The sequence below is a fragment of the Cryobacterium sp. MLB-32 genome (genome assembly GCF_000738085.1).
Classification (GTDB): Bacteria; Actinomycetota; Actinomycetes; order Actinomycetales; family Microbacteriaceae; genus Cryobacterium.
In genome coordinates this window covers 1-19995 of the sequence record NZ_JPRS01000089.1, presented here as the reverse complement: position 1 = coordinate 19995, position 19995 = coordinate 1, and the positions used below count along the sequence as shown (strand labels likewise).

The 19995-nt window shown below is 63.8% G+C and carries 19 protein-coding genes and 1 pseudogene; 8 read left to right on the top strand and 12 right to left on the bottom strand.

What is annotated here, in order from left to right; translation table 11 throughout:
• Nucleotides 1–97: 97 nt before the first annotated feature.
• Nucleotides 98–1174 (bottom strand): cell division protein ZapE, encoded by a 1077-nt coding sequence (gene zapE / locus JF66_RS10645; protein WP_051973418.1) that lies wholly within the window; start codon nucleotides 1172–1174, stop codon nucleotides 98–100.
• A gap of 124 nt (nucleotides 1175–1298) precedes the next feature.
• Between zapE and JF66_RS10640 the strand changes: the two genes are divergently transcribed.
• Nucleotides 1299–2204, top strand: a complete 906-nt coding sequence (locus JF66_RS10640) for a sulfurtransferase (RefSeq protein WP_035877720.1) — start codon at nucleotides 1299–1301, stop codon at nucleotides 2202–2204.
• Nucleotides 2201–2641: a SufE family protein gene (locus JF66_RS10635; RefSeq protein ID WP_035877719.1), complete on the top strand. Its 441-nt coding sequence runs from the start codon at nucleotides 2201–2203 to the stop codon at nucleotides 2639–2641. The genes JF66_RS10640 and JF66_RS10635 overlap by 4 nt, the downstream gene beginning before the upstream one ends.
• A 135-nt stretch (nucleotides 2642–2776) precedes the next feature.
• Here JF66_RS10635 and JF66_RS10630 read toward each other — a convergent pair whose 3' ends face one another.
• Both JF66_RS10630 and JF66_RS23600 read right to left on the bottom strand, forming a co-directional pair.
• The gene (locus tag JF66_RS10630) at nucleotides 2777–3415 is read right to left on the bottom strand and encodes a S9 family peptidase (protein ID WP_197059388.1); all 639 of its coding nucleotides are present in this window, start codon (nucleotides 3413–3415) and stop codon (nucleotides 2777–2779) included.
• Complete coding sequence (locus JF66_RS23600) at nucleotides 3379–3969, bottom strand: hypothetical protein (protein WP_197059387.1); 591 nt, start codon at nucleotides 3967–3969, stop codon at nucleotides 3379–3381. Before JF66_RS23600 ends, JF66_RS10630 begins: the two co-directional genes overlap by 37 nt.
• A gap of 80 nt (nucleotides 3970–4049) precedes the next feature.
• On the opposite strand from JF66_RS23600, the gene JF66_RS10625 reads away from it, so the two are divergent.
• From JF66_RS10625 to JF66_RS10610, 4 genes and pseudogenes are all read left to right on the top strand, one after another.
• Entirely contained in the window at nucleotides 4050–4661 is a 612-nt protein-coding gene (locus JF66_RS10625; protein WP_035877718.1) for a DUF3000 domain-containing protein, read from the top strand.
• 65 nt (nucleotides 4662–4726) lie between these two features.
• On the top strand, nucleotides 4727–5926 hold the full coding sequence (locus JF66_RS10620; RefSeq protein WP_035877717.1) for an HRDC domain-containing protein: 1200 nt from the start codon (nucleotides 4727–4729) through the stop codon (nucleotides 5924–5926).
• A gap of 77 nt (nucleotides 5927–6003) precedes the next feature.
• Nucleotides 6004–7208: pseudogene (locus tag JF66_RS10615) on the top strand (acetyl-CoA C-acyltransferase).
• A complete protein-coding gene (locus JF66_RS10610; RefSeq protein WP_051973417.1) occupies nucleotides 7205–9370 on the top strand; it encodes a 3-hydroxyacyl-CoA dehydrogenase NAD-binding domain-containing protein in 2166 nt (721 codons plus the stop codon). Before JF66_RS10615 ends, JF66_RS10610 begins: the two are co-directional and overlap by 4 nt.
• A 46-nt stretch (nucleotides 9371–9416) precedes the next feature.
• On the opposite strand, the gene JF66_RS10605 is transcribed toward JF66_RS10610, so the two are convergent.
• A complete protein-coding gene (locus JF66_RS10605) occupies nucleotides 9417–10058 on the bottom strand; it encodes a TetR/AcrR family transcriptional regulator (protein WP_035877715.1) in 642 nt (213 codons plus the stop codon).
• A 98-nt stretch (nucleotides 10059–10156) separates the two neighbouring features.
• On the opposite strand from JF66_RS10605, the gene JF66_RS10600 reads away from it, so the two are divergent.
• Nucleotides 10157–11659, top strand: a complete 1503-nt coding sequence (locus tag JF66_RS10600; protein ID WP_051973416.1) for an MFS transporter — start codon at nucleotides 10157–10159, stop codon at nucleotides 11657–11659.
• Between the two features lie 86 nt (nucleotides 11660–11745).
• Here the strand turns inward: JF66_RS10600 and JF66_RS10595 are convergent, their stop codons facing one another.
• From JF66_RS10595 to dut, 7 genes are all read right to left on the bottom strand, one after another.
• Complete coding sequence (locus JF66_RS10595) at nucleotides 11746–11982, bottom strand: hypothetical protein (RefSeq protein WP_035877714.1); 237 nt, start codon at nucleotides 11980–11982, stop codon at nucleotides 11746–11748.
• 49 nt (nucleotides 11983–12031) lie between these two features.
• Complete coding sequence (gene dxs / locus JF66_RS10590) at nucleotides 12032–13981, bottom strand: 1-deoxy-D-xylulose-5-phosphate synthase (protein ID WP_035877713.1); 1950 nt, start codon at nucleotides 13979–13981, stop codon at nucleotides 12032–12034.
• 120 nt (nucleotides 13982–14101) lie between these two features.
• Nucleotides 14102–16921: an aconitate hydratase AcnA gene (acnA, locus tag JF66_RS10585; RefSeq protein ID WP_035877711.1), complete on the bottom strand. Its 2820-nt coding sequence runs from the start codon at nucleotides 16919–16921 to the stop codon at nucleotides 14102–14104.
• Nucleotides 16922–17093: 172 nt separating this feature from the next.
• On the bottom strand, nucleotides 17094–17708 hold the full coding sequence (locus tag JF66_RS10580) for a DUF3159 domain-containing protein (protein WP_231556377.1): 615 nt from the start codon (nucleotides 17706–17708) through the stop codon (nucleotides 17094–17096).
• A gap of 8 nt (nucleotides 17709–17716) precedes the next feature.
• On the bottom strand, nucleotides 17717–17890 hold the full coding sequence (locus JF66_RS24330; RefSeq protein WP_231556376.1) for a hypothetical protein: 174 nt from the start codon (nucleotides 17888–17890) through the stop codon (nucleotides 17717–17719).
• Between the two features lie 27 nt (nucleotides 17891–17917).
• Nucleotides 17918–18547, bottom strand: coding sequence for a DUF3710 domain-containing protein (locus tag JF66_RS10575; protein ID WP_035877708.1), 630 nt, complete (start codon nucleotides 18545–18547; stop codon nucleotides 17918–17920).
• On the bottom strand, nucleotides 18544–19047 hold the full coding sequence (gene dut / locus JF66_RS10570; RefSeq protein WP_051973414.1) for a dUTP diphosphatase: 504 nt from the start codon (nucleotides 19045–19047) through the stop codon (nucleotides 18544–18546). The genes JF66_RS10575 and dut overlap by 4 nt, the downstream gene beginning before the upstream one ends.
• A 38-nt stretch (nucleotides 19048–19085) precedes the next feature.
• Here dut and JF66_RS10565 point away from each other — a divergent pair, with 38 nt between their 5' ends.
• Nucleotides 19086–19541, top strand: a complete 456-nt coding sequence (locus JF66_RS10565) for a DUF3093 domain-containing protein (protein WP_035877707.1) — start codon at nucleotides 19086–19088, stop codon at nucleotides 19539–19541.
• Here the strand turns inward: JF66_RS10565 and JF66_RS10560 are convergent.
• Complete coding sequence (locus JF66_RS10560; protein WP_035836756.1) at nucleotides 19538–19831, bottom strand: DUF4193 domain-containing protein; 294 nt, start codon at nucleotides 19829–19831, stop codon at nucleotides 19538–19540. The two genes, JF66_RS10565 and JF66_RS10560, sit on opposite strands and share 4 nt — an antisense overlap.
• Nucleotides 19832–19995: the final 164 nt, after the last annotated feature.

Genomic DNA, 19995 nt, shown 5'->3' with positions numbered 1-19995 from the left:
ATCCGACGACGACGTTTCAACAAACGTTCCGATGTGTTTCGCGAATGTTACGCGATCGATTCGCATGTTAAGACCGTGTTTCGGGCCGCACGACCCATTACGCGGCGTGCGGCGGTAATTCACCCGTTGTCAGGGCAACCATCCGTGACTGAGAACGTTGGTATTTCTTGCGGTACCCGCCCGACATCATTTCGGCGTCAAAGACCTCGTTGAGCGGAAGACCGCTTGCAATGATCGGAATCTCGGCGTCGTACACCCGGTCGATGAATGCGACAAGCCGCAGGGCATCCGTTTGGTCGGTGAGGAGGAAGACATCGGTGAGCGCGATGATCTCCACGTCGCGGATGATCTTCACGTACTTGGACGGGTGCAGCGTGGCGAGGTGTCGCATGAGGGCGCCGAAGTTGTCTTCGGTGAATTTGGAGCCCCGCTTCTGCAAAACGGTGACCATGTGCTCGAGATCTTCCGTCTCGACGGACGTCGCCTCGCCAGAAGCGTTCCGGCGACGGTAGTCGAGTCCATCGATGCGCACCGTCTCGAAGTTTGAGGACATTGCCTGGATCTCCCGCAGGAAGTCAGCGGCGGCAAAGCGACCCTCACCCAGAGAATTGGGCGGGGTATTGGATGTGGCGGCGACCCTGGTGCCGGTGGACACAAGTTCGCCCAGCAGCCGGGTCATCACCATGGTGTCGCCCGGATCGTCAAGCTCGAACTCGTCGATGCAAATGAGTTTCGCGCTGCGCAGCTGCGCAATGGTCTCCTGGTAGCCCAGCGCACCGACGAGGGCGGTGTACTCGATGAAGGTGCCGAAGTACTTGGGGCCCGGCGCTTCGTGCCACAGCGCCGCCAGCAGGTGTGTCTTCCCCACGCCAAAGCCGCCGTCGAGGTAGATACCCGGCAGGGAGGCCTTCTGCTTGCGACCTCGAGAGAAGAATCCCCCCGGGCGCTGGGCGTTTCCGGCGCTGCTGAAGGCATGCAAAAGATCGACCGCGCCCATCTGGGACGGATAGTCATGGTCGGGGCGGTAGGACTCAAAGGAAGCATGCTCGAACTGCGGCGGGGGAACCAATTCAGCCACGATCTCGGCCCCGGTGATCTCGGGAGACCGCTCTCCCAAACGAGGGACCTGGGTGTGCGTGTGTAACTGGGGCTGAAATTGGTTCTGTGGTGTCATGGCGAAATACACTCCGAATGTGAACGGCGCCCACACCGCGTAGATTTAACGGGGGGCAGATGACAAGCCTAAACCGCGCCCACGGCCGGTCGGACGTCTATACCGTCCCCCTTCTGGAGGTTTTATGTCTATCGAGCTTGATCCGACACCGAAATTCGCCGAATACGCCCACCCCGAACGCCTCGTCTCCGCAGAGTGGCTTCAGGCCAACCTCAACAGCCCAGGCCTCGTGGTCGTCGAATCCGACGAAGACGTGCTCCTGTACGAAACCGGTCACATTCCCGGCGCTGTCAAGATCGACTGGCACACCGATCTGAACGATCGAGTCACCCGTGACTTCATCGACGCCCCCACGTTCGCCACCGTTCTCGGCGATAAGGGCATCTCCCGGGACACGACAATCGTGATCTACGGTGACAAGAGCAACTGGTGGGCCGCCTATGCGCTCTGGGTCTTCACACTCTTCGGTCACGAAGACGTGCGTCTGCTCGACGGCGGACGCGACAACTGGGTCACCGAGGGCCGTGAGCTCACCACGGATGCGACGACCGTCACGCCAGCCGCGTACCCGATCGCCGAACGACAGGATGCGCCCATCAGAGCTTTCCGTGACGACGTGCTCGCCCACTTTGGAAACCCGCTCATCGACGTGCGCTCCCCCGAGGAATACAGCGGGGCGCGCACCACCATGCCCGCGTATCCGGAGGAAGGTGCACTCCGGGGAGGGCACATCCCCTCTGCAGCCTCCGTGCCGTGGGCACGTGCGGCCGCACCCGACTCCACGTTCAAGACGCGCACCGAACTCGACGCCATCTACCGGGGCGAAGCAGGACTCGCCGACGGCGACAGCATCATCGCTTATTGCCGTATCGGTGAGCGGTCCAGCCACACGTGGTTCGTGCTGACCCATTTGCTCGGTTTCGAGGGCGTGCGCAACTACGACGGATCCTGGACCGAGTGGGGCAATGCCGTCGGCGTTCCCATTGTTCTTGGGCCGGACGCCGGCGATACTCCCCCGGCCCGCCGATGACGGAAACGGAGCTGCCCGCACAATTGGCAGACATTCGGGAGGATTTTCTCGCGCTGGAACAGCGTGATCGCTTGCTGCTGCTGCTGGAGTTCTCCAATGAGCTGCCGGAACTGCCCGATCGGTACAAGGACCATCCCGACCTCTTTGAGCGCGTGGTCGAGTGCCAGTCCCCGGTGTTTATTTTCGTGGAGGTCGATGCCGAGGATCGGTTCCACCTTTTTGCCACCGCGCCGCGGGAGTCCCCGACCACCCGGGGGTTCGCGTCGATTCTCGCTCAGGGCCTCGACGGCCTGACCCGGGAGCAGGTACTGGCTGTGCCGGATGATTATCCGCAGTCGATCGGTCTCACCGAGGCCGTGTCGCCGCTGCGGATTCGAGGCATGTCTGCCCTGCTCGCGCGTTCCAAACGCCAGCTGCGGGAACGACCAGCCCACTAACCCGCTGTTGGTCGAGGCGCGACGAAGGAGCGATCGAGGCCCGGTGACCACGTCTGCGTTTCGTCCCGCGGGGTCTCGATCGCTCGTACCTCGCGCCTCGACCAACGGGTCATTCCTCGACCCGCGATTCGTGCGTCAGTCGCTCCGGAGTTCGGCCAGCCAGATCGCGATCGTTCCATTCCACCGTGCGCGGTCGTAGTTCCAGAGCTTGGTGTGTCTGGCAACCCCGAACGGTACGAACGTCACGATGTCGCTCCGGCTCGTGGCCAGGGCTCGCGACCCGGTCACAGGAACAAACCCGTCGTCGTTGCTGTGCAGAAGAAGCATGGGAATTTCGAGCTCATCCGCCCTGGCTACGAAGTCGAGCCGCGCAAAGTCGATGGGGAGTGACTGCCCGGTGATGAGTCCACCCCATCGCCCGCCCATCACCCGCATCGCTCCGCGTGCGATTGCCGACGGGAGCCCCATGGCCACGCCCTGGAAGGCCACGACGTCGGCCCAGTCGATGACCGGTGATTCAAGCACGACCCCACGCAGCAGGTCGCGATGACGGCTGCGCGTCGCTGTCTGCAGCACGATCGCTCCGCCCATGGACCACCCCATGAGAACGACGTGGCGGGCTCCACGGGACGCGGCAAAGTCGATAGCCGAATCTACATCGAGCCACTCGGTGTCGCCCAGGGAATATCGGCCGTCACCGCTCTGCGGAGCCTCCGTGTCGTTGCGATAGGAAATGATCAATGAGTTGTAGCCCGCTTCGCGAAAGACCGGCACGGCCCGCAGAGCCTCCGGTCGCGTGACGGCCCTGCCGTGCACCTGGATGACCCAGTGATCGCTGCGCTCGGCTGAAGGGATGAGCCAGGCGGGTGCCACGGGCTGAACCACGGCGCGCGAGGCAGATCGAGGGGAATCGTCACGTCCTCGTAGGGGAACTCCAGGTCCTCCGGACTCAGGTAGACCCATCCGCTGAATCGCCCCTTCAGCCCGGGAGCGAGCTCCCCGAAGTCGATGCGCAGGACACGCCTGGTGACACTCATACTTCCTCGCGCCACCACGGCCCCGAGACGGGCATGCCCGGTATCGCCGCTGAAGAAGAAACTGTAGTCACCCGGCAGAACCGAATCGGCGTTCGCATCGACGGTGACCGTGCCTCCGGCTTCATCGACCGCGATCACGCGCGTGTCATCGTCACGCTTCTTCGGAGGCGTCACCACGGTCCGAGCCATCACCCCGGCCACGACGGCCGCGACGGTGGCCGCGGCAATGCCGCACGCGCCCGCCAGAATCCCTGCCGTCCCTGCAATGCGCAGGACGCTACGTCCTCGCACCTGTTTGCCTCGCACACACACCTCCGGATCGTTCGGCGTGCCTCGCAGACAACACCCAGAAAAAACTCTAGTCTGCAGACGTGCCCGAAACTGAGGAATCGCTCCCACCCGAATTCGCAGCAGCCCTGCAGGCCATTCGCCGCGCCACGAGTCGGGCCGAACTGATCGTGAGCGAGATACCGGCCCCTGGTCGTCTTGCACCGTTTTCGATCGCGCTCTCCGCTGACATCAAACCGGTGCGTCACGGCAGCGACTCGGACCAGGGCACGGGGCGCTTCATCCTGCTATACGACCCTGATGAGCCCGAGGCCTGGAACGGGCGCTTCCGGGTGGTCTGTTTTGCACAGGCTCCACTCGAGACCGAGATCGGACTCGACCCCTTTCTTGCGGAGGTGACCTGGGCATGGCTCGTGGACGCCCTCAATGAACGAGGCGCGCGCTATACGGCCGCGTCCGGGACGGCCACAAAGATCATTTCCTCCGGCTTCGGCGAACTCGCCCATCAGGGCGATGGCGCCCAGATCGAGCTTCGAGCATCCTGGACACCGCTCGACCACAACCTGACCGCCCATGTGGAGGGGTGGGGCGAGCTGCTCTGCATGATCGCGGGCCTCCCCCCGGTGGGCGAAGGGGTGAGCATGCTCAGCGCGCGTCGAATCTCTGCTCGTCGAGCTGCACGCGATGGTGGCTGACCATTCCGACACGCGAGACAATGATCACAGCACACTCAAAAGATGAGTACAGCGAGAAGCAGGGTATGAACTCGACACACAGCGTTATCGACACTCGAGAGGCCTACCTGGCCGCCACTGCTGCACTGGCGGCGGGAACCGGCCCGGTGGGAGTGGATGCGGAGCGAGCGTCGGGATTCACCTATTCACAGCGCGCCTACCTCATTCAGATCTTTCGACGCGGCGCCGGTACGTTTCTGTTCGACCCGCCGATGATCGGTGATTTCAGTGAGCTCAACGCGGTGCTCGCCGACGAGGAGTGGATCCTGCACGCCGCCAGTCAGGATCTCGCCTGCTTGCGCGAGGTCGGTTTGAACCCCGGCCGAATCTTCGACACCGAACTCGCGGCACGACTGCTGGGTCTGCCGAGGGTGGGCCTCGGCACCGTCGTCGAGGAATTGCTGGGCATCCACCTCGCGAAAGAACACTCTGCCGCGAATTGGTCCACCCGCCCGCTCCCCGAGTCCTGGTTGGTCTACGCCGCCCTCGATGTCGAGCTGCTCCCCGACCTGCGCGATCAGATGGTGGACCTTCTGGTCGAATCGGACAAGACCGATCTAGCCGCACAGGAATTTGTTGCCGTGTTGGACAAGCCCGCGGCTGCGGCGCGGATCGATCCGTGGCGGCGACTCTCCGGCATCCATTCTCTTCGCGGTCAGCGCAATCTGACGGCGGCACGCGAATTGTGGATCGCACGCGACGATCTTGCCCGCGAGACTGACGTGTCTCCCGGCCGGCTCGTGCCCGATGCGTCCATCATCGCGGCGGCCCGCGTACTTCCGACGACACGCCAGGCGCTCTCCGCTCTGCGGGAATTCACGGGTCGCGCCAGCCGCAACGAGCTCGATCGCTGGTGGGCGGCGCTGCAGGCCGCCCAGACCAGTACCGACATGCCTCAGGCCAAGCCGCACACCGACACGTTGCCACCTCCCCGCGCCTGGGCCGAGCGCAATCCCGAGGCTGATGTGCGTTTCCGGGCCGCTCGCGTCGCCCTCACCGTGTTGACCGAAGAACGGTCGATTCCCCTCGAGAATCTGCTGACTCCGGACTACCTGCGCCGGGTATGCTGGGCGCCGCCCGCCCCCGCTGACGCCGAATCCGTCGGTCAGGCCTTGGCTCTGCTCGGTGCTCGGCCCTGGCAAATTGACGCCACCGCACAACTAATAGCAGATGCATTTGTAGAAGTACTACAAACACCGGCCGAGCCGGCGGAACCACACTCGTAGGAACAAGCAAACGATTCCTTCCGTAAATACTGCCCCCCTAGGATCGGTTGAGACCTGATCTGATTGATGGAGGCATTGTGGCCGAGAGAGCAGAAGTTGTCTTTGTGGATGGGGTTCGTACCCCGTTCGGACGCGCTGGCGAAAAAGGAATGTATTGGAACACCCGGGCCGATGACCTGGTGGTGAAAGCCATCATCGGTTTGATGGAACGGAACCCGGGAATGCCCGGTGACCGCGTGGATGACGTGGCCATTGCCGCGACAACGCAAACGGGCGACCAGGGCTTGACACTGGGCCGTACCGCGGCGCTGCTCGCCGGCCTGCCGAAGTCCGTCCCCGCTTCGCCATCGACCGAATGTGTGCCGGGGCCATGACGGCCGTGACCATGATGGGCGCCTCCATTGGTTTCGGCGCCTACGACCTGGCCATCGCCGGAGGAGTGGAACACATGGGGCGCCACCCCATGGGTTCGGGCGTGGACCCGAACCCCCGATTCATGTCGGAGCGCCTGGTGGGCGAAGACGCCCTCATCATGGGCGCCACGGCGGAACGAATCCACGACCGTTTTCCCGCGTACACGAAGGAACGCTCTGATCGCTACGCCCTGCGGAGCCAGCAGAAGGTGACGGCCGCCTACGCGGCCGGTAATATCCAGGCCGACCTCATTCCGGTGGCAACCCGCAGCGAGTCCGGCTGGGGCCTCGCCACCCGCGACGAAGCGCCCCGACCGGAGACAACGATGGAGGGCCTCGCCGCCCTGCGCACTGCGTTCCGCGCCCACGGCCGCATCACGGCCGGCAACGCATCCGGGCTCAACGACGGCGCATCCGCCTGCATCCTGGCGAGCGGCGAGACAGCGAAGGAGCTCGGCCTCGGCGTCAAGATGACCATGGTGAGCTTCGCTTTCGCCGGCGTCGAACCCGAGGTCATGGGCCTCGGCCCCGTGCCGTCCACCGAGAAGGCCCTCCGCAAGGCCGGGCTCAGCATCACCGACATCGGCCTCTTCGAGCTCAACGAGGCCTTCGCCGTGCAGGTGATCTCGTTCCTCGATCACTTCGGCATCGATGACGAGGATTCTCGAGTGAACGAGTACGGCGGCGCGATTGCCATCGGGCATCCGCTCGCCTCCTCCGGAGTGCGCCTGATGAACCAGCTCGCGCACCAGTTCGAATCCCACCCCGAAGTTCGGTACGGCCTGACGTCCATGTGCATCGGCCTGGGCCAGGGCGGAACCGTTATTTGGGAAAACCCGCACTTCAACACGAAGGCAGCGAAGCGATGACCGACTACAACACCCTCGATTTCTCACCTCTGCTCGAGATCTCCGCCGACGAGGTCGTGACGCACTCACTCGTGCGCGACGTTCCGCTGACAAGCGGAGGGGTTCTCGCTCTGGTGACGCTCGACAACGGTCGCGACCATACTCGACCCAACACCCTCGGCGCGATCTCGTTGCTGGAATTCGCGGCCACCATGGACGAACTCACGGCACGGGCCGGGCGCGGGGAGATTCAGGGAGTCGCCGTCACCGGCAAGCCCTTCATCCTCGCCGCGGGCGCCGATCTCAGCAAGGTCGCCGAGGTACCATCCAGGGAAGTCGGCAAGCTTCTCACCCAGCTCGGGCACCATGCCTTCGGCAAGCAGGCCGACCTCGGCGTGCCGTCGTTCGTCTTCATCAATGGTCTCGCGCTCGGTGGCGGGCTCGAAGTCGGTCTGAATGCCCAGTACCGCACCGTGGACGAGACCGTTCCGGCCATCGCCCTGCCCGAGGTCTTCCTCGGTCTCATTCCCGGTTGGGGCGGATCGTACCTGCTGCCGAACCTGATCGGCATCGAGAACGCCCTGAAGGTCGTTATCGAGAACCCGCTTAAGAACAACCGCACCCTCACCGGAGCGGATGCCCTGAAGTTGGGTATCGCGGACGTCATGTTCGGCTCCGCACGCTTTCTTGAAAAGTCTCTTGAGTGGGCCGACGGCGTCATCGCGGGCACCATCAAGGTCACCCGACCCAACGAACCGGGCAAGATCGAACGCCTCGTCAAATGGGACGTGGCCATCGGCATTGCCCGCAAAATGCTCGAGGGCCGAATCGGTACCGTCGCCCGTTCTCCGTATGTCGCGCTGGAACTGCTGCGAGCGGCGAAGTCCGGTACTCGTGAAGAGGGCTTCGAACGGGAAGATGACGCCCTGGCCGAGCTCATTTCCGGCGACCAGCTGCAGGCGAGCATTTATGCCTTCAACCTCGTTCAGAAGCGGGCCAAACGACCCGCTGGCGCCCCCGACAAGGCTCTCGCCCGCCCCATCACCAAGGTGGGAGTGATCGGTGCCGGCCTGATGGCCAGCCAGTTCGCCCTGCTCTTCGTGCGCCGGCTCCGGGTGCCCGTGGTCATCACCGACCTCGACCAGGCGCGGGTCGACAAGGGTGTCGCGTATATCCACAACGAGATCGCCCAGCTCGAGGAGAAAAAGCGCATCTCTCCGGACGAAGCCAATCGACTGCGTCACCTCGTGACCGGAACCACCGACAAGGCAGACTTTGCGGATGCCGACTGGGTGATCGAGGCCGTTTTCGAGGAGCTCGGTGTGAAGCAGGACGTCTTCGCAGAGATCGAGAAGCACATCTCCCCCGAGACGATCCTGGCCACGAACACATCCTCGCTGTCGGTGGAGCAGATCGGGGCAAAGCTGGCTCACCCCGAGCGCCTCGTGGGCTTCCACTTCTTCAACCCGGTCGCCGTCATGCCGCTGATCGAGGTGGTCAACACTCCCCTCACCAACGAGAGCACCCTCTCCACGGCCATGGTGATTGCCGGAAAGCTCCGCAAGAACGCTGTCATTACGAGTGACACACCCGGCTTTGTGGTGAACCGAGTTCTCGCGAAGCTGCTCGGCGAGACCATGCACGCCGTCGACGTCGGCACCCCCTTCGAGGTGGTCAACACGGCCCTGGCACCGTTCGGTATGCCGATGACGCCGTTCGAGTTGCTCGAGCTCGTCGGGCTCAAGGTGGGAGCTCACGTGCTCGACACCCACCACGCTGCCTTCCCTGACCGTTTCTTCGAGAGCGAAAACCTGCATCGTCTCGCCGAGCACGGGAAGCTGCTCGAACGCGATGCCAAGGGCAAGGTCACCGGATTCGACAAGGGCGCCGTGAAGATCGTCGCCGGCGGAACGACTCCGATGACAGCAGAGCAGATTCTGCGTCGCGTCGAAGACGGTCTGGCCGACGAAATCAAGCGGATGCTCGATGACGATGTGGTCCACGCGGCCGAAGACATCGACCTCTGCATGATCCTCGGAGCGGGCTGGCCCTTCCAGATGGGTGGAGCGACGCCGTATCTGGACCGTGTCGGTGCCAGCGAGCGGGTGTTCGGGGGCACGTTCCACACACCCCAGATCCGGGGCGTCGGCTCAAGCGTGTCGGCCGGGAGCATCAACGGCTAGAGACGGCACGGATTCGGGGCCGTCCCTGTTCGCCCTCAGGGACGGATCAGGGACGGCCCTTTTCGGCGAGTCCCACGGCGGGCATCAATACACCGTCGATGAGGGACATCAGGAACTCACGGTCCACCGGTTTGCGCAGCACCACAACACGAAAGATGGACATCGACTGACTGATCAGGGAGAGGTTGTCGATGTCGCAACCCGGGTCGATTTCGCCGCGATCAACGGCCCTTTGAAGGAGCATTCTATTCACGGCCGCTCGGGGCTCGACAATTGCGGCATACGCCGTTTCCGCCAGTTCCGGTGACCGGGACAGCATCGACATGATGCCTCCCATGATCCGCATCTTCAGTTCACCGTCCTGGATCGATGGCGGTTTGATCAGGGCGATGAAGTCCCCACGCAGGGTGCCCGTATCGGGAAGCTGAGCATAATCGACGTCGGCGCGTTTCATGAAGGTGACCGCATCGATCACCAACTCGCCCTTGGAGGCCCAACGCCGGTAGAGCGTGGCTTTACCGGCTTTCGCACGCGCGGCGACCATGTCGATGGTCATGCCGTCGTAGCCGGTTTCCGCGAGCACCTCCAGGGCAGCGGCGAGGATTTCCGGGTCACGGCTGGGATCTCGTTTGCGTCCCAGTTTAGGTGTCGGCTCGAAGGCCTCGTCCTCGCTGTCGAGCTGCGTCATGGCGTCCAACTCTCTGGCGTCGTAGGTGATGTTAATGCCCTGTTAATTCCGAAACGAAGCATATCCGGAACTCCAGAGTACCGTATAGAGTAGCGGTCATGTCGAAGACTTCTTCCCTCCGCTGGTGGACCCTGTCCACCGTCGCCCTCGCCCAGCTCATGGTTGTGCTCGATTCCACTGTCGTGAACATCGCGCTCCCGTCGGCCCAGGCCGATCTCGGGTTTTCCGACGGCGACCGTCAGTGGGTCGTCACGGCATACTCACTCGCGTTCGGCAGCCTGTTACTCCTGGGCGGTCGCCTCTCCGACCTGATGGGCCGCAAGAAGACTTTCATCATCGGATTGATCGGATTCGCGGCGGCCTCGGCCCTCGGAGGCGCCGCCGATAGTTTTGGGATGCTCGTGGGCGCACGCGCCTTGCAGGGCGCGTTCGGTGCCCTTCTGGCCCCGACGGCGCTCGCCGTTCTGACCACGACGTTCACGGTCCCGAAGGAGCGTGCCAAAGCCTTCGGCGTCTTCGGCGCCATCGCCGGAGCCGGCGGCGCCGTGGGACTCCTGTTGGGAGGGGTCTTGACCGAGAACTTCAACTGGCGCTGGAACCTCTACATCAACGTCTTCATCGCCATCATCGCCGTCGTCGGGGCAGTGCTCTTCGTCACCACGGCCAAGCGCAGCGGACCGCGGCCCAAGCTCGACATTCCCGGGACTGTCCTCGTCTCCGGCGCGCTGTTCGGCCTGGTGTACGGATTCTCCAACGCGGAGACGGATGGCTGGGAGTCCCCGCTCACCTGGGGCTTCCTGGCCGGCGCCGTCATGCTCCTTGTCGCGTTCGTGCTCTGGCAGCGGCGCGCCGCGCATCCGCTCCTGCCGCTGTCCATCGTTCTGGACCGAAACCGCGGGGCGGCCTACAGCTCGGTGCTGATCGCCGGTGCCGGGATGTTCGGCATCTTCCTCTTTGTGACCTACTACCTGCAGACGACACTGCAGTACTCGCCCACGCAGACCGGCTACTCGTTCCTGCCCATGATCGGCATGCTCATTCTGGCGGCCCAGCTGTCGACGAACATCTTCGTGCCGCGGTTCGGGCCGAAAGTCATGGTGCCATTCGGAATGTCCCTGGCCGCCATCGGTATGGTCTACCTGACCCGCCTCGGCGTGGACAGCACGTATGCCGCCGACATCCTCCCGCCGCTGATGATTCTCGGCTTCGGAATGGGATCGATCATGCCCGCGTCGATGCAAACGGCCACTCTCGGTGTCGACCGCCAGTTCGCGGGTGTGGCGTCCGCGATGGTCAACACCAGCCAGCAGGTCGGCGGGTCGATCGGTACCGCTCTGCTCAACACGCTCGCGGCCACCGCGGCCGCCGACTACCTGGCGAGCCACGTTCCCGTCACGGCCGCCGTCGCCGCCGAGGCGGCCGTGCAGAGCTACGCGACGGCGTACTGGTGGGGAGCCGGCTTCTTCGCCTTCGGCGCCGTGCTCGCCGCACTGCTGTTTCGGCGTATGGGACACGGAGCCTCCCTCTCCAACCCGCACGGTCACGCGGCTCCGGACTCCGTCAACGATGTGGTGTCGGGCGAGCCGGTTGCCGCGCGCTGAGACATCTCGGCCACGGGAGACGCTCCTGACATCCCGGCCGGCTATCAGGATCGGCCTGCCGGGTCTCAGCTCAGGTCACGATTGGGTCAGAACACAAGGGTGCCAACGATCAATGCGCCCGCCACCACCACGAAGACGCCGGCCAGAACCAGCGAACGATTGATGCGACGGCGGCTCAGCGTTCCTGCGCGAAAGCCCGCCGTCGACACGCGTTCGAGGTTAGGAAAGAGCGCCGAAAACGGCGGGTCTTCCGGCGCCGGTCCGATCGGGTCGGTCGCCGTGGGTTGAGCCCGTGGTGGTCCATCGTCCGTGGTGTTGTCCATGGCTCAGGCTAACACCGCGGCAGACGCGCCTCCGGTTCGTTGTCAGGGTCTAATCTCGGCGCGTGACGGAGATCGATCCCGTATCGGTGTGGTCGGCAGGCAGCGGACGCGCGTGCGGAATCTTGCTGCCCAGAACCATCCCCACCACATCACGGGCAATGTGCTGCGGTGTCAGCCCCGCGGCTTCGAGGATCTCGCCCCGTGAGGCGTGGTCAATGAACTCGTCGGGCAGGCCGAGCTCGGTGACGGCCGTGTCGACGCCGGCCGACCGCAGATCCTGCCTGATTCTGGTGCCGATTCCACCCACCCGGATGCCGTCTTCGATGGTCACCACGAGGCGGTGATCGCGAGCCAGTTCGATAATGCTCTTCGGCACGGGCACGACCCAACGCGGATCGACGACCGTGGCGCCGATGCCCTGGGCGGCGAGCCGGTCTGCCACGTCGAGGCCCGTCGCGGCCATCGGACCCACGGTCACGATGAGGACGTCTCTCTGCGTGGCCTCCTGCAAAATATCGACGCCGTCGTCGAGCCGGCGAATGGGCTCGAACTCCACGCCGACGCTGCCCTTCGGATAGCGCAGGACGGTCGGCCCGTCCTCGACGAGCACGGCCTCCCCCAGTTCCTCACGGAGTCGGATCGAGTCTCGTGGCGCGGCCAAACGAATGTTCGGTATGACCTGCAGGATCGACAGGTCCCACATCCCGTGGTGGCTGGGGCCATCCGGCCCCGTTACACCGGCGCGGTCGAGCACAAACGTGACGCCCGCCTTGTGCAGAGCGACATCCATGAGTACCTGATCGAACGCCCGGTTGATGAATGTCGCGTAGAGAGCGACGACCGGATGCAGGCCGCCGAAGGCGAGGCCGGCAGCGGATGTGACGGCATGCTGCTCCGCGATGCCCACATCGTGCACGCGGTCGGGGAATCGCTCCGCCATCTTGTGTAGCCCTGTGGGCCTCAGCATTGCTGCAGTAATCCCGACCAGTCGCTCGTTGGCCGTTGCAAGTTCGAGGAGTTCGTCGGCGAACACCGACGTCCAGGAAGCTGCCCCGGGTTCCGCCAGGGATTCACCGGTTTCCGGGTCGATCTGGCCTACCGCATGAAACTGGTCCGCGACGTCCTGAACGGCAGGGTCATAGCCCTTGCCCTTCTGCGTAATCGCGTGCACGATGACCGGCGCCCCGTAGTTCTTAGCCTGCGTGAGCGCCTCCCTCATTGCCTGCACGTCGTGCCCGTCGACCGGACCGATGTATTTGATGTCGAGGTTGGAGTACAGCGCCTCGTTGTTGGTGACCTTGCTCAGGAATCCACGCAGTCCTCCGCGCACGCCGCGGTAGACCGCACGCCCCGGGGCTCCGAGCTTGTCGAAGGCGCGGCGGCTCGTGATGTAGGCATCCCGATAGCTGGCCCTGGTGCGCACGGTGTTGAGAAAACGCGCCATGCCGCCGATGGTCGGCGCATACGAGCGGCCGTTGTCATTGACGATGATGATGAGCTTTCGGGTGTTGTCGTCGCTGATGTTGTTCAGTGCTTCCCACGTCATACCGCCGGTCAGCGCGCCGTCACCGACAACCGCGACGACGTGCCGGTCGGTCTGACCCGTCATTTCGAAGGCCCGGGAAATGCCGTCGGCCCACGAGAGGGAGCTGGATGCGTGCGAACTCTCGACGATGTCGTGCACCGACTCTGAGCGCTGGGGGTAGCCCGCGAGGCCACCGCTCAACCGGAGCTTGCTGAAGTCCTGACGGCCCGTCAGAAGCTTGTGAACGTAGGACTGGTGCCCGGTGTCGAAGACAATGGCATCCGTTGGCGACGTGAAGACACGATGAATGGCAATCGTCATCTCGACGACCCCCAGGTTGGGGCCGAGGTGCCCGCCGGTCTTGGACACTTCACGCACGAGAAAGTCGCGGATTTCACCGGCCAGCTGCACGAGCTGCGTCCGAGAGAGTCCGTCGAGGTCACGGGGACCGGAAATCGTCTCCAGCAGAGTCATCCACTACACCTTTCGTTGTGACGCCATGCTCGCGCCGTGTCGGGGCCGCACAAAAAACAAGCGACGCGCAGACTCGAATGAAACGAGTCTACGCGTCGCCTGAGAGGTGTTGATGAGGTGCTATGCAACCAGGGAGCGCAGCACGTACTGCAGGATTCCACCGTTGCGGTAGTAGTCGGCTTCGCCCGGAGTGTCGATGCGCACAATGGCGTCGAACTCGATGGTGGCCTTGCCCGCGGCCGAGTTCTCACTCGGCGTGGCGGTGACGCGGACCGTCTTCGGCGTCGTGCCGGTGTTGAGCTCGTCGATTCCCGCAATCGACACAACCTCGGTGCCGTCGAGACCCAGCGACGCCCAGCTCTCGCCGACCGGGAACTGCAGCGGGACGACACCCATTCCGATGAGGTTCGAGCGGTGAATCCGCTCGAAGCTCTCCGTGATGACAGCCTTGACGCCCAGAAGGCTCGTGCCCTTGGCCGCCCAGTCACGGGAGGATCCGGAACCGTACTCCTTGCCGCCGAAGATCACCAGCGGCGTTCCGGCCGCCTGGTAGTTCTGCGCGGCGTCGTAGATGAACGACTGCGGACCGTCGGCCTGCGTGAAGTCGCGTGTGTAGCCGCCCTCCACGTCGTCGAGCAGCTGGTTGCGCAGACGGATGTTGGCGAACGTACCGCGGATCATGATCTCGTGGTTGCCGCGACGCGAGCCGTAGGAGTTGAAGTCTCCCCGTGCAACGCCGTGCTCGACCAGGTACGCACCGGCCGGGCTATCGGCCTTGATGTTGCCGGCCGGGCTGATGTGGTCGGTCGTGACGGAGTCGCCGAGCTTCGCGAGAACGCGGGCGCCGACGATGTTGGTGACCGAGCTGGTCTCCAGCGTCATGCCGTCGAAGTACGGGGGCTTCCGCACATAGGTCGACTCGGCGTCCCATTCGAACACCTCGCTGTCCGGTGTCGGCAGCGCGCGCCAGCGAGCGTCGCCGGAGAAGACCTCACCGTATTCCTTGGTGAACATGGCGGTGTCGATCGAGCTGTCGATGGTCGCCTGCACCTCGGCCGTGTCGGGCCAGATGTCCTTGAGGAACACATCGTTGCCGTCGGTGTCGGTGCCGAGAGCATCCGTGTCGAAGTCGAAGTTCATCGATCCGGCGAGTGCGTAGGCAATGACCAGCGGGGGGCTCGCCAGGTAGTTCATCTTGACGTCGGGGCTGATGCGACCCTCGAAGTTGCGGTTTCCGGAGAGCACTGCGGTAACGGCAAGGTCGTTGTCGTTGATGGCAGCGGACACTTCGTCAATCAGCGGACCAGTGTTGCCGATGCATACGGTGCAGCCATAGCCGACCGTGTAGAAGCCCAGCGCCTCAAGGTCGCCCGTCAGGCCGGCCTTCTCGTAGTAGTCCGTGACGACCTTGGAACCCGGAGCAAGAGTGGTCTTGACCCACGGCTTGGACTTGAGACCCTTCGCGACGGCGTTGCGGGCCAGGAGACCGGCAGCGAGCATCACGCTCGGGTTGGACGTGTTGGTGCAGGACGTGATGGCCGCGACGGCAACCGCACCATGGTCGAGCGTGTAATTCGCGCCGTCCTGGGTGGTGATCGGAATCGGTCGGGAAACGGATACCGGAGCGTGGCTCACGTGGTGGTGGGACACCTGGTGGGCGCTGACCTCGTCCTGAGCGGTGAAACCGATCGGGTCTGAGGCCGGGAACGTGCCCTCGATAGCCGCGTCGACGCGGGTGAGGTCCTGCGTGGCGTAGTTCTGCAGGTCGAGTTCGAACTGGGACTTGGCCGAGCTCAGCTCGACGCGGTCCTGCGGACGCTTGGGTCCGGCGATGGAGGGGACCACCGTTCCGAGGTCGATCTCGAGGTACTCGCTGAAGACAGGCTCCTTGTCCGCGTCGTGCCAGAGTCCCTGCAGCTTCGCATAGGCCTCAACCAGGGCGACCTGCTCATCGCTGCGGCCCGTGAGGCGCAGGTAGTCGAGCGTGACATCGTCGACCGGGAACATGGCAGCGGTGGAGCCGAACTCTGGGCTCATGTTGCCGATGGTGGCACGGTTGGCGAGCGGAACCTGGGCGACGCCCTCTCCGTAGAACTCGACGAACTTGCCGACGACTCCATGCTTGCGCAGCATCTCGGTGATCGTCAGCACAACATCAGTTGCCGTGACGCCGCTGGGGATGGAGCCCTTGAGCTTGAATCCGACGACCTTCGGAATAAGCATGGAAACGGGCTGGCCGAGCATGGCCGCCTCGGCCTCGATTCCGCCGACACCCCAGCCCAGCACGCCCAGACCGTTGACCATGGTGGTGTGCGAGTCGGTTCCGACGCAGGTGTCCGGGTAGGCCTGAAGAACGCCATTGACCTCGCGGGTCATCGTGACGCGGGCGAGGTACTCAATGTTGACCTGGTGAACGATTCCGGTTCCCGGGGGAACGACCTTGAAGTCGTTGAAGGCGGTCTGGCCCCAGCGGAGGAACTGGTACCGCTCGCCGTTGCGCTCGTACTCGATCTCAACGTTGCGCTCGAGCGCGTTCTCGCTTCCGAAGAGATCGGCGATGACGGAGTGATCGATGACGAGCTCCGCGGGTGCGAGCGGGTTGATCTTGTTCGGGTCACCGCCGAGTTCGGCAACGGCCTCACGCATGGTGGCGAGGTCGACGATGCAGGGCACGCCCGTGAAGTCCTGCATGATGACGCGGCCCGGAGTGAACTGAATCTCCGTGTCGGGCTCGCTCGTGGGCTCCCACGCGCCGAGAGCACGGATGTGCGCCTCGGTGATGTTGGCGCCGTCTTCGGTGCGAAGGAGGTTCTCCAGAAGCACCTTCAGGCTGTATGGCAGCTTCTCGTAGCCAGCGACCTTATCAACGCGAAAGACCTCGTAGTCTGTCGAGCCGACGCGCAGGGTGTCTTTTGCTCCAAAACTGTTTACCGCAGTCACGATGCCCTCTCCTTCGTGGGAGCCGACGGGGTACCGACGGCAATCCTCAATCCTTGTGGCCGGACACACCATCGTGCCAGCAAGGTAAGCCTAACCAGCACGCGCCGGAGCCAACCCGTTCCATCAAGAAAGTATCTTGATGTCGAGATAACTCTAGCAGGGCTCGGGCCGTCTATGACGCCGTCTCGGCTTTGCGGTAGACCGATCGCACCATGAGCCACGAGACAACCAGCAGCGGCGCATAAAGTGGCAGCCCCATAAGCAGTTTCATGGTGGCGAGCAATTCCACATTGTCGGCAAGGTAGAGCGGAAGCTGGACGGCAAGACGGAGGAGAAACAGCCCCGTCCAGCACAGGGTGAGGATGGTCAGCACCCGACGTTTGGACGGGTTCTCGCGCCACGCGATTCCATCCCCCATCAGGAAGCCCACGGCAAGCCCCACGAGGGGCCACCCCACGAGCACGGAAACAAGGAGCGCGGCCCCGTACCCGGCATTCGTGTAGAGGCCGATCAGAAAGAAGTCCGAGGCGCGGCCGGAGAAAAGCGCCAGCGCGACGCTGATGCCGGTGCCGACAAGTCCGCCGATGGCGGGCGTCATGGTCTGCTTGGTGGCCGCTCGAAGGGCAACGAAGACAAGGCCGAGCACGAGGGGTGCGATCAGCGCCGGCAAAAGGGTTCGAATCGGGTCGCTTGAGGCGTCCGCCGAGGGATCTATCGTGAGCGTGTATGTCACGAGGAAGACCAGCCCCGGAAGCACGGCCTCGAACAAGCCACGTATTCCGCCCATGGCAGCCATCAGGCACGTCCGCTGATCGGCTCACCCTCTGCTGCCGAGTCAAAACCGGCCCGCCGGGCCGCCGCGGCCATACCTTCGGCGAAAACCCCGGACACGGAGGGCTCTGAAGCCTTCCCCTCTGGATCGCGGGGAAGTTCGGAATCGGGATCGGATGGTTCGGGGGTCTGGGTCATGCGAATTACCCTGTTCCGGTGAGCGCGTTAGACCTCGACCGGGGCAGTCGCCCCGGCCGGAGTGGACGGCATGCGGAGGGGAATCAGGTCCCGGGGCGGCATGGGGGTTGAGCCTCGAACGACGACAATGCTGCGAAACAGCTCCTCGACCTGTGCCGCCGCTTCCGGCTCCATGGCCCCCTGGCCGGCAATCACACCACGCAGGAACCAGCGCGGACCGTCAACCCCGATGAAACGCGCGATTCGACTGCTGCCGGCACCATCCTGTCCGGCGGCCACCGGAATTTCCGCTACAAGTTCCGGCCCGAACGGCCCTTCGCGGGGTGTCGTCGTCCCACCCTGCTTGCCGATCTGATCGGCGATCTGGTCGCGAATCTCGTGCCACAGTCCGCTTGAGCGCGGTGCGGCGAAAGGCTGAACCTGCAGGGTCGACCCCGCGAAGTCGAGGCCGATGGCCACGACCCGCTTACTGCCCTCTTCGATTTCAAGGCGAAGGTGAAGCCCCTCTCGCGGGAGGATCTTGACTCCACCGAGGTCGACGTACGGACGGACAGGGTTGGCCTCTGCCTCGTCGAACGGTCCCTCGGTCTCGCGGTCTTCCGGTGCTGACTTGGCCTGTGGTTCCGGAAACTCGTCCGGGTTCGCGACGTCGCTCATCGAGTTGCTCCTGTCTGGTTGGTGGGTGCCGGCTCGCTGGCCGTCGGCGTTGTCGCCGATTCCTGGGATGAGAGGCCGGTGGAACCGAATCCGCCCTCGCCCCTCAGGCTTCCGGGCAGTTTGTCTACGGGAATGAAGGTGGCGCGCACAACGGGCATGATGATCAGCTGGGCAATCCGGTCACCAACGGCGACACTGAATGGCTCCTGCGCATCGGTGTTCAGCAGGGCCACCTTGATTTCGCCACGATACCCGGCGTCCACCGTTCCGGGGGAATTAACGATGGTGATGCCGTGCTTAGCTGCCAGTCCGCTGCGAGGCACGACAAAAGCGGCGAAGCCGTCGGGGAGAGCGACGCTCACCCCCGTCCCCACGAGCGCCCGAGCGCCCGGAGCCAGGATCAGGGCTTCTGCTGAATGAAGGTCAGCTCCCGCATCACCAGGATGCGCATATTTCGGGAGGACGGATGCCGTTATCAGTATTTCGGTGCTTTGTGCCACGTGTCGAGGGTAGTCCAGATCTCTGATCGAATAGAGACATGCCTCAATACCGAGAAAAACTCTGGGCCTCCGCGTGGTCCTTCATCGTGACCGCGCTCGTGATGCCCGCCAGCATTCTTGTGCTGGCCCCCATATCCATGTTCGCCGGTTTCGTCACGGCAGCAGTGCTCTATGGCGGCTGCGTCACACTGCTCATCATCGCTTCACCGGTCGTCAAGGTCGAGAACGGCCTGATTACCGCTGGACCGGCGACGATCTCCGTGGATCTCGTCGGCGACGTCATTCCGTTCAGCGGAACGGAGGCCAGCCAGGAGCGCGGGCCTCGCCTTGACGTGCGCGCTTGGATGCTCATTCGTGGGTGGGTAGACCCGATCGTGAAGATTCCGATCGTCGACAAGACCGACCCTGCGCCGTATTGGCTGGTGTCAACCAGGCACCCACAGAAGCTGGCCGCCGCGATCAATGAATCGCGACGACCTGCTGCAGGTTCTTAGGAGTCGCACTCCAGGCAGACGGTACCGAGCTTGGTCTCGTGTCCGGCCTGCGAACGGTGCTTCACGAGGAAGCACTCGACACAGGTGAACTCGTCGGCCTGCGGAGGCAGAACAACGACATCGAGGTCAAGGTCGGACAAATCTGCGCCAGGGAGGTCGAACCCACCCGGGTTGTCGGAATCGTCGTTGTCGACGCTTCCCGACATCTTGTCGGGCACGCGTTCTTTGAGGGCCTCAATCGACTCAGAGTCGTCTTCGGTCTTCCGCGGTGCGTCGTAGTCGGTTGCCATGCCCATCCATTTCAGTAACGCCGATAAACGAAATCAGCGGGCACAGTTTGCAACAATCCGGGGGAAATAGCAACTCGCTCGCCTTACATTTCGGTCAGCTCTGTCATCAACTTGCGGCACGCCCGGCGTATTCCCGGAAAAACACACGAAGACATGCGATTCTT